The sequence below is a fragment of the Cyclobacterium sp. L-R genome (assembly GCF_056859355.1).
Genome location: NZ_JBSXOH010000087.1, coordinates 33,792 through 44,713 on the forward strand (window position 1 = coordinate 33,792; position 10,922 = coordinate 44,713).

Consider the following 10,922-nt stretch of genomic DNA (forward strand, 5'->3'; position numbering starts at 1 on the left):
ATTCAATAGTAGTTTTCGTATCAACCTTTAACTCATTTAAAATGAAATCATTTGTATTAGGAGGTTTATTCTTCCTTTCCTTACTCCCCGGATTTGCTCAAAGCAACTCCTTTACCATAAGCGGTTATCTCACAGACAAGACCAATGGGGAAGTGCTTATAGGTTCTACTGTAAGGGTAGAACAAATCAAAAGCGGAACGGTATCCAATGTATATGGATTTTACTCTATCACTTTGGAAGAAGGGGTTTATGACCTGCATTTTAGCTATGTGGGTTATAGAGAGGCTCAGAAACAAGTAAAGCTAGACAAGGACCTTAGATTGGATATATCATTGATGCTGTCGGATACCGAATTGGAAACAGTGGTCATTCAAAGTGATAGGATGGACGAAAATGTATCATCCGTGGAAATGAGTACAGCGAAAATGGATATTAAAACAATTGAGAAGATGCCGGCCTTTGTAGGAGAGGTGGATGTTTTGAAAAGTATACAGCTCTTGCCGGGTGTGAGTTCCGTAGGAGAGGGTACTTCAGGTTTCAATGTACGTGGAGGTACAGTAGGACAAAATCTAGTTTTATTGGATGAAGCCCCCGTTTACCAGTCCTCTCATCTGTTTGGTTTTTTCTCTGTTTTTAATCCGGATGCGGTCAAGGATGTCAAACTTTATAAAGGAGGGATTCCAACCCGTTTTGGAGGAAGGTTAGCCTCAGTTCTTGACATAAGGATGAAAGAGGGTAATAACCAGAATTATGATGTAGCCGGTGGAATAGGAACAGTATTTAGCAGGCTGTCCGTAGAGGGGCCAATCAAAAAAGGTAAATCCTCATTTATTCTTGCCGGACGCCGCTCTTATGCAGATGTATTGGCAAGACCCTTTACAGACGCTTTGGACAATGGAGCAGGCATGTACTTTTATGATCTTACAGCGAAGACCAATTTTGAACTAAATAAAAAGAACAAACTATTTGTCTCCGGCTATTTGGGTAGAGATGTATTTAATTTTGATGAATCTCAAGGCTTTAACTGGGGAAATAAAACGGCTACAATTCGATGGAATCATCTTTATGGGAGCAAATTGTTTTCCAACTTCTCAGCTTTTTACAGCGACTATAATTATGGTTTTAGCTTTGGAACCAATGAAAGCGACAAGTTTGACTGGCAGGCGGCTATTTCTACTTGGAATTTCAAGCCTGAATTTACTTGGTTTGCCAACCCTTCTCATGAACTTACCTTTGGAGGAGAGTTAATTGCTTATCGATTTCGACCCGCAGATGCTACGATTATAAATAATGGAGAGCTGTCCAATATCAGTTTGGATCATCGGAAAGCAGTTGAGGGAGCTTTGTATGTCAGTAGTGAGCAAAAATTTGGAGATAAGTTAGTGGCCCAATACGGCCTTCGATTCAGTTATTTCAATCATTTTGGAGATAAGACTTATATGTATGGAGATACCTTGCCGGGCATAGAACGGCCTTTGATAGGGGTTACAGAAAATGGATCCTGGAATTCGGTGGCCCAATACAATAATCTGGAACCCAGGCTTTCAATCAAGTATTCACTGAATGAATCCAGTTCCTTGAAAGCCAGTTATAACCGAATGAGTCAATACTTGCACCAAATTTCAAATACTACTGCTTCCTTACCTATTGATATTTGGCAACCTTCCGATAACAATATATTGCCTCAAACAGGGAATCAGGGAGCTTTAGGTTTTTTCAAAAACTTTTTTGGCAACCGGTTTGAAACCAGTGCTGAGGTCTATTATAAATGGAACCAAAACCAAATGGATTACATCGATGGGGCCGAGTTATTTATCAATGAATTTATGGCTTCTCAATTACTTTCAGGTCAGGGAAGGGCGTATGGCTTAGAGTTATATGCCAAGAAAAATCAAGGCAGGTTTACCGGTTGGATCAGTTATACTATGGGTAAAACTGAATTGAAAGTAGATGGGATAAATTATGGGGATAATGAATCGACAAGGGAGGGGAATTGGTATCCTACAAGGTATGACCAACGCCATAATTTAAAACTGGCAGGATTTTATGAACTAAACAAGCGAGTGACCTTGTCGGCAAATTTCAGCTACTTGTCCGGTACGCCAACCACTTTTCCAACAGATCGAATTATTGTACAAGATAAAGTAATCCCTTATATCGATGGAAGTGATAGAAATAACTATAGGATTCCTAATTTTCATCGATTAGATATTGCATTAACCATTGACAATGTATGGAGAGGCAAGAAACAGAGGAAAGGCACGGATAACCTTGTAGTATCGGTTTATAATCTTTATGGTAGAAAAAATCCTTTCAGTATATATTTTTCTCAAGGGTCATCCTCCAGACCACAGGTGGGCGAACCATTAGCTACTTCTGCTCATCAAATGTCTCTCATTGGTACTTTAATACCTTCTGTAACCTATAATTTCAAATTTTAATCCTGACAAATCAATACCTATATCATGAAAAAATCAATCGTTTTCTTTTTGGCCTGTCTTAATTTCGCATGTGATACTGAAATCAACCCTACGCTTAATCCTGCGGCAGAGGTGATGGTTGTGGATGCTTGGTTAAATGATAAAAATGAAACTCAGAAAATTTTTCTGACCATATCGCAGCCTTATTTTGATCAATCCTCACCTGAGATGGTGGAAGGCGCAAGTGTAAGTGTCAAAGATCTTTCTTCAGGAGAAACAATTACATTTATTGAAACAGATGCCTATTATGGCTGGGAGCCGGGAGATGAAGAATTTTTGGTAGTCGGTCATCAGTATCAACTACTTCTAGAAGTGGATGGGAAGGCTTATACTGCCAATGCAGGCTTGGGTGAAGTACCTGAGGTTGATTCCGTGCAGTTTACCTATAATCCGAAAGACATTAATTTCAAGGAACCTTATTTTACTGCAGAGTTTTTGGCCAATGATATCCCCGGGCAGGGAGATGCCTACTGGATCAAGGCCTGGAAAAATGGTGTTTACTTAAGCAAGCCTTCTGAAATCAATATCGCCTATGATGCAGGTTTTTCTTCCAATCAAACTATGGATGGTGTGCTTTTTAATCAGATCATTCGTAAGGATTTCGTGAATCCATGGGATGAAAATCCGGGTAATGAAAATTCTTTATTGCCCCCTTACGTGGTGGGCGATTCCTTATACCTTGAGATTCATTCCATTGATCCTATAGCATTTGAGTTTTTGGCAGGCGTAATCTTACAGACCAATAGACCGGGTGGTTTTTCCGAATTATTTGCGACTCCATTGTCAAATGTTATCAGCAATATTTATCCGGTATCTGAAGAATCTTCTACTAAGGTCCAGGGATTCTTTAATGTTTCTGCTGTCACAAGTGGTGGTGGAAAGTTAACCGGCGCTATCGCAGGAGCTGCAATGAACGCAGAAGAAGACTAATATCTCTTGAGCGATGTAATTAATTCCGGGTAACAGCTTTTTTCAATAGGGAAATAGTTGTTACCCGGAGTTTTATTTTATGGAGTTTTCAGTATCGAAAATAAGAATTCGATAATGGCTAATTTTTGTAGCCTAATCTTGCATAAAGCAGTTTTTTGCTGTCACCATTCTTAGGAATGGGCAATTGAAAAAAACTTTCCTTGGTGTTCTCCATACTATTCGGGATTTTGGGAAGTAGGATGTGGTTGTTTTTTATCTTGTGCACCATATTTAAGTTGAAAACATGCTTTCTATTAAGGCGGTGAAAATCCTTTAGCATAAAAAGGTTTTTTTGATAAAAGTTCTTCAGACCTGGAGAAGTAAAATCAATACTTTGTTTGTTTTTGGTAGTAAAGGCTCTTATGATTTTATCATCGGCCTCTAATAGAATTAGATCACTAACAGGAATAGCTGTAATTTCATTGAATCCAGTGGTAACCATTAATTTGTTTTGGGCCCCTGGTATCGGATTTAAATCTGTATTACTGAGATTTTTTCTTTGCGATTGATAGATAATTGCCAATTCGATTTTTTCTGCCAGTATATCAGGATCAAATGGTTTGTGTATAAAGTCAAAAGGACATAAAAACTTAGCCTGATCAAATCCCAATTGTTTGGGTAATCCTGATAGAAAAATTATTGGAATACAAATGTGTTGATTGATAAAATGGGCTAGTCTTATTCCTGCATCTTTATCATCTCCTAAAGAAATATCTAACATAATTAAATCTGGAGATGAGGAGTGAATCAAAGAAACTGCATCTGCATAATTAAGCGCAGGGCCAATAATATCGGTTATCTCAGAAGGGAATCTGGTACTTATTTCAAACCGAAGGTCTTCTGCAATAAATGGATCATCTTCTACAATTAGTACTTTCATATGGCTTTGGTCGTATGGGGGATTAATCTATTGTCCAGTATTTTTTAGGCTTTTTTTATCTATTCTTATACTTATGATTCATTGTAAATAACCGCACACTTATGGATGGTGTAGTAAATATATTTATTTGAAAGACAATTTAAGGTAACTAAGAAGTAGTATTTTGTATTCAAAATCCATATTTAACAATTTAATGTAATCAAATTTTTTTTAATAAAATAAGTGTTTATATGTTTTTTATATGTGTGGTTTAAGTTTTTAGGTTTTTAAACAATAGTATAGTATTTCAATGCCTCTGTTAACGTACACGGTTTTATGTTAATATAAAATTTTAATTGATTAATTTTTAGATAATGTTAATTTTTTAAATTTAGGTTGTTTTTTCAAATACAATTTTAAGTGTATAAGTGGAGATCAATTGTGTTTGAAAATAATGTAATTCAATCTTCACGCTGAATTTTGGTACTCTCACGAAACTATTCCATAGGTTCACGATAATTATTTACAGTTATACAATAACTCAATTATTTTTAAGTAGAACCTAAATTATATCACTATGGAAAATAAGTTTTACTGTATTTGTTTGATGCTATATATCCTGGGAGGCATACCGAGTGTTTTTTCCCAAGTGATATTTGAAGATGATTTTGAAGATGGGAAATTCAAAGATGAATGGGTAGCGACCCCTGCTGCAGATTATGGAGTAGTGGAGGTTGCCAGTACCAATGGTGCAAGAAACATATATTATGACGGCACATATGGTGTTGCCATTGGTAAAAATTCTTCATCCGGAGGATTGTTAACCAATACGCTGGAGTTAAAACTTGATTTAAGTGGGCATGATGAGGTGGAGCTTTCATTTTACCTGTTCAATAATAATGACGCAACCCATCCTCAAGATGGTTTATACATCAGTGATAATGGTGGTGCCAATTACAAAAAGGTTATGGATTTTGACTTTAGCAATTGGAATAGTGGAGTATATGGTAAATTACCACCAATAGATATTGATAGGTTAGCAAAGCTGCATGGATTAAAAATGTCAGCTGAATTTGTTATTAAATTTCAACAGTACGGTTCCGGTATAATCGGGTCAAAATATTCCACAAATCGAGATGGGTACTTTTTAGATAATGTAACAGTGAAAGTACCAGATCAAACGTATATCTCAACTTTCCCCTATGAAACAAGCTTTGAAGGTAGCTTTGATCTTCCAGTTGGGTGGAAACATGTAAACCCTACCTTTCCTTATATTAATGCAGATTTGTCCACATCCACAGGCTTAGGTCCAAAGGAGTCATTGGTACGGCTTTCAGGATTGGTTCAAGTAGGGACCAATGTCCAAGATTTAGATCTATTTAGAACTGGACAAAACGGTCTGGTAATGGGTAGAAATTATACTGGGGAAAAAAGTGTCAATGCAGTTGATTTGCATTTGGACTTAAGTAGTCTAACTGAGGTTGAATTGGTTTTTTGGATGAAATCAATCTATAATAATAACTCTAACTATGATGGGATTTTTTTTAGTGATGATGGAGGAGAAACCTTTGAAAAGGTTTTTGAATTTAATGGAGATAATTGGGCTGGTTTAGAGTGGGGACAACTACCTCCATTAGATATTGATCGTTTGGCTAAACATTATGGTTTGTCTTTAACTTCTTCATTTGTAATACGTTTTCAGCAATATGGGGATCAAAATTTAGCATCAAAATATTATCAAAGTAGAGATGGTCTTCTGATTGATGATGTTATAGTGAGGGTTCCCGATAAGACTTTTATTTCTAAGTTTCCTTATAAAACCGGTTTTGAAGGGAGTACTGAGTTACCTGAAGGTTGGTTGCAAGGCAATCCTGCTTTTCCGTATATAAATCCAGAACCCAATAATTCAACGGCTCTAGATGAGGGGAAATCTGCGGTTCGGTTAGAAAATACAGTGAGAGTTACCTCTTCTATTAATGATGTGCAGGCTTTTTTTACTGGTGAAAATGGACTTGCTCTAGGTAAGACCAAAGGAGGAAGAATTGGGGTTGCCGCTGCGGATCTACATTTAGATTTAAGTAATACTCCGGATGTGGAATTGTCTTTCTGGATAAAGGATTATTATGATGAGAATCATCCTGATGATGGGATTTTTTTTAGTGATGACGCAGGTATTACTTTTACCAAAGTAATGAATTTTGAAGGTACTGATTGGTCCGATAATACTTGGGGAAAATTACCCCCCATTGATATTGATAGGTTGGCAGCCAAATATGGTCTCACGCTTTCTTCCACATTTGTAATTCGTTTTCAACAATCTGATGATAATTTTTTTACAACAGAAAGCTTAGCAAGTAATAAAGATGGCTTTTTTATCGACGAAGTGGAGGTAAAAGTTCCTGAAAAAACATATATATCCACCTTTCCATATAGTACTAGTTTTGAAGGCAGTCTTGATTTGCCACAGGGTTGGAGACAAGGAGAAATTTCATTTCCCTATATTGATCCCGATCCTGAATTTTCAACTGCCATCATTAATAGTAAATCAGCTATGAAGGTAGAAGGGATTGTTGAAGTGACATCTAAAGTCAATGCTATAGAAGCCTTTTATTCAGGTGAGAATGGATTAGTGTTGAGTAAAAGTGTAAGGGGTGAAGAGGGAGCCGTTGCTGCAGATTTATTCTTGAACCTTAGTAATACGCCAGATGTAGAATTGACATTTTGGATGAAAAATAATTATGATGAGTTTAGTCCTAATGACGGGATATACTTTAGTGACGATGGTGGTAAGAAATTTACTAAAGTTATGGATTTTGACGGGAGCAATTGGGCCAATAATATCTGGGGGAAGTTACCACCAGTAGATATAGACCGATTGGCCAAGCATTATGGTTTGTCATTGACTTCCACTTTTGTGATTAGATTTCAACAAAATGGTGTTTATTCTACTTATAACTCTTCTACCAGTAAGCGTGACGGGTTGTTTATTGACGACTTGGAAATTAAAGTCCCTGATCAAAATTATATTGCAGATTTCCCCTATCAGGAAGGTTTTGAGGCTGGTTCTAGGTTACCTTTGGGTTGGAACATTAGTAACCCCAGTTTCCCATATATTGACCCAGACCCTGATCTTTCTACCGACATTATTGTTGAAGACCCTTCCGGTAATAAATCAAATATTCAGTTAGAAGGAGCTATAGGTGTAGCGGATAAAATTCAAGGAAAGACAGTGAAAATGTCAGGTGATTATGGACTCTATCTTGGTAAATATTCCTCGGGAAATTTTTCTACCCAGGCAGCAGACCTCAAGCTAAACCTCCACCAAGCTCAAAATGTGGTTCTATCTTTTTGGGCTTATAGCAACGATGAAGAATTGGAATCTGCCGATGGAGTGTATTTAAGCACTGATGGAGGAGGGAAATTTGAAAAAATCCATGAGTATGTTCTTATTGAGAATAAATGGTCAGAAAATGAATTAAATATTTCTGCCTTGGCAGAAGATAAGAATCTCACACTCTCTGAGAAAACAGTTATTCGATTTCAGCAATATGGGAGACGATCATTTTCTATCTATGGTTTTACTCCACAAGACGGCATCTTCCTCGATGATATTCAGGTTACCACCAAAGGCAAGGCCAGTCAAAGCTTAACTTTCCCACCTTTGCCTGATATGCAATTTGGAGATGCTCCATTGGAATTAATGGCATCGGCGGATTCTGAGCTTCCGGTTCAATTTACTGTAGTTAGTGGTCCTGCTACAATTACAGGAAAGCAGCTGACCATTACAGGCGCAGGGACTGTAACAGTAAAAGCTGAACAGCCCGGTGACAATGAATATGAAGCAGCAGAGGCCATTAAGCATTCTTTTGAAGTCGAGAAAGCCAATCAGGAAATCACTTTTGGCTCCATATCCAAGAAAACTTATGGTGATGCACCCTTTACTGTAACCGCCACGTCTGACTCTAAGCTACCGGTTACCATTTCGTTAGTAGGTGGTCCCGGAACCATTAGCGGAAGTAAAGTTACCATTACAGGTGCCGGAACAATTACCTTGAAAGCTACTCAGGCAGGAAATGACAATTACAATGCTACTTCTGAAGAGAAGGAGATTACCGTAGAAAAGGCAGGGCAGACCATTACTTTTGCAACCTTGCCGGATAAAATATATGGAGATGCTCCGGTTAATGTTTCTGCCTCTTCAAGTTCCGGTTTACCGGTAACCCTAAAAGTGAAAAGTGGTCCCGGAAAAATCTCCGGAACAAAGCTGACTATTGAGGGAGCGGGAGCTATAGTCATTACGGCCAGTCAGCCGGGGAATGACAATTTTAAGGCAGCAGCCGATGTAAATCGCACACAGACAGTAAAGAAAAAATCCCAAACTTTGGACTTTACTGCGATTGAAGACAAAGCCTTTGGCGCAGCCTCCTTTGAGCTAATTGCAAGCAGTAGCGCTAATCTGGAGCCTAGCTTTACCGTGCTCAGTGGGCCGGCAACTATAAGTGGTAAGTCGGTTAGTCTAACGGGCGCAGGGAAAGTAGTTATTGAAGCCAGTCAAAGCGGGAATGACAATTATGCTGCAGCCGAAAAGAAAACCAATAGTTTTTGTGTTGCTCCACCTGTTCCTGAAATAGAAATCATCGGTTCTGAATTTTCTCCTGAATTGGTGCTTAAAGTAAAAAATGCACCTACAGGGAGTACTTTCCAATGGAAGCTGGACGGATCGGATATTTCAGGAGCTGATCAAGATGAAATCAACCTTTCAGCCAGCGGAGCTTATTCGGTAATGGTAACAGTAGATGATTGTAGTAGTATTTCTGAGCCCCAAACCTTGACAGATTTAGAAGAAAGACCAGGTGCTAAGGGGTTGGTGAAACTGTTCCCTAACCCGGCCAAAAATAGCTTCTCCATCGAAGGGCTTACGTTAGGAGAGACTTATGAGCTCACTATCAATGATCTCAATGGAAGGAGTAGAGTGGTTGTAGACTATGTGCATACGCAGAATAGCTTTATAGATATTTCTGACTTCAATGCAGGTGTCTACCTTATAGAGGTCCAAGGCTATAGACTATTTGCAGTCCGGAAACTAATAATCAAAGATTAAAACAATACGGAGGGCGACTTATTTATCGCTCTCCCATATCTCCTTTTAACATTAAATTTACTTCGCCATGAAATTGATTAATAAGCTATTGTATTTTACTTGTTTACTATTATTGGTTAGCCTTTTTTCCTGTAAGGATGATGAAGAGCCAAAGCCAGAACCTCCAAAGGAAAAAACCAAGACAGAACAACTAACCCAAAATTGGAAATTAATTAAACTTACTGCCAATGGTTCTGACCAGCCCACTGATGGCTACACGATTAGGTTTACGGCTTCCAACAGCTATACAGCAAGAGGTGCTTTACTTTCCGTACAAGAGTCCGGCACATGGGCTTTTAATACTGCAGAAACGGAAGTGTTGCTCAACGGAGGGCCTGATAAATTCCTGATCAACAGCCTTACGGACACCCAAATGATCCTAACCATCAATCAGACCAATTATAAAGCTGGAGCTGTGGCATTAAAAATGGAGTTTGGGTTGTAGAAAAAAATAAATGCTGATAGCAAAGATAATAGGGTTTGTTACGATTTGAATAGGTCTAATATTCTTATTGTCTTTGTTATACTTTTAAGGTAGATCGAAAACTTTTAACAGATCTTTTTGCTTATTTTTTTTACCATTTTAATTACCAATTACTTGGCTAAGCATTATAATATTTAACAATTTTATTTGTAAAGAGATAGGATTTCAGCAGAATGCTTGCTTCTTTTATTTATTTCTTTTTTTATTCCACTATATAATTTATGTTTTTGAAAAAATATTTTACAAGTATTGTGAATGCGTTTTTCATCTGAATGTAAAACTGCAATATAATAAAGATCATAAACATCTTCAGGTCCAATATTTGTATTGTTATTTAGCTTTTTTTCCTCAATAATACCCATTTCGAAGTATATGCTAGCAAATACTTTCGAATATTCTGATTTAACGTCTATTTTGTGGGTATTGTCAATAAGGTTTTTAAGCATTTTTTCATATTGTTCAGGAGAAAAAAGGTTCTTATAGGTTAATAATATTGTTGCTCCAATGTATTCGAAAAGTATAAATCGTCTAGGTTTTATTTTTTCAATATCATTATTTTCCATTTTTCTCTCTATAGATATATTCCATTTTTTTATTAATTGACGAATAATTGACCCTTTTTTCAGATTAATCGACTCTTCTGAATTCATCAATTCCTTAGTTTTTTCTAATGTTTTATTTGTAGCAAGGGCAATTGTAACCGCTACATGATGATTAACATAAGTGTCGAGTTTTTTGAAGTTGTATAAAATTGATAAGCACAGGTTAACCTCCATTAGTTGAAAATTATTATGAAGTAATTTTCTGAAAATCTTTATTGAGGTCCTATTGTCTTTACGGAGTGAGAGCCCAATGCTATTAAGTTAAGGAAAAAATGGCCTCTTGAGACAAAATAAGCCGATTTTCCTTATGAAAACCGGCCTACTTTAGTTAAATTATGTTGTCTTAAACATATAGCTATGAAGGTACAAAATACCAACCAAAACACGA

General features: G+C 37.2%; 6 protein-coding genes. 4 read left to right on the forward strand and 2 right to left on the reverse strand.

The features are described from left to right. The first annotated feature begins 41 nt into the window (after nucleotides 1-41). Nucleotides 42-2,441, forward strand: coding sequence for a TonB-dependent receptor (locus AC13EX_RS17500; protein WP_482893701.1), 2,400 nt, complete (start codon nucleotides 42-44; stop codon nucleotides 2,439-2,441). 24 nt (nucleotides 2,442-2,465) lie between these two features. Then, entirely contained in the window at nucleotides 2,466-3,410 is a 945-nt protein-coding gene (locus AC13EX_RS17505) for a DUF4249 family protein (RefSeq protein WP_482893702.1), read from the forward strand. A gap of 118 nt (nucleotides 3,411-3,528) precedes the next feature. On the opposite strand, the gene AC13EX_RS17510 is transcribed toward AC13EX_RS17505, so the two are convergent. Further along, a complete protein-coding gene (locus AC13EX_RS17510) occupies nucleotides 3,529-4,329 on the reverse strand; it encodes a LytR/AlgR family response regulator transcription factor (protein ID WP_482893703.1) in 801 nt (266 codons plus the stop codon). 556 nt (nucleotides 4,330-4,885) lie between these two features. Between AC13EX_RS17510 and AC13EX_RS17515 the strand changes: the two genes are divergently transcribed. Together AC13EX_RS17515 and AC13EX_RS17520 are read left to right on the forward strand one after the other, a co-directional pair. Beyond that, nucleotides 4,886-9,409, forward strand: coding sequence for a T9SS type A sorting domain-containing protein (locus AC13EX_RS17515; protein ID WP_482893704.1), 4,524 nt, complete (start codon nucleotides 4,886-4,888; stop codon nucleotides 9,407-9,409). Nucleotides 9,410-9,476: 67 nt separating this feature from the next. Next, a complete protein-coding gene (locus AC13EX_RS17520) occupies nucleotides 9,477-9,893 on the forward strand; it encodes a hypothetical protein (RefSeq protein ID WP_482893705.1) in 417 nt (138 codons plus the stop codon). A 182-nt stretch (nucleotides 9,894-10,075) separates the two neighbouring features. Here AC13EX_RS17520 and AC13EX_RS17525 read toward each other — a convergent pair whose 3' ends face one another. Next, complete coding sequence (locus AC13EX_RS17525) at nucleotides 10,076-10,708, reverse strand: hypothetical protein (protein WP_482893706.1); 633 nt, start codon at nucleotides 10,706-10,708, stop codon at nucleotides 10,076-10,078. Nucleotides 10,709-10,922 lie beyond the last annotated feature (214 nt).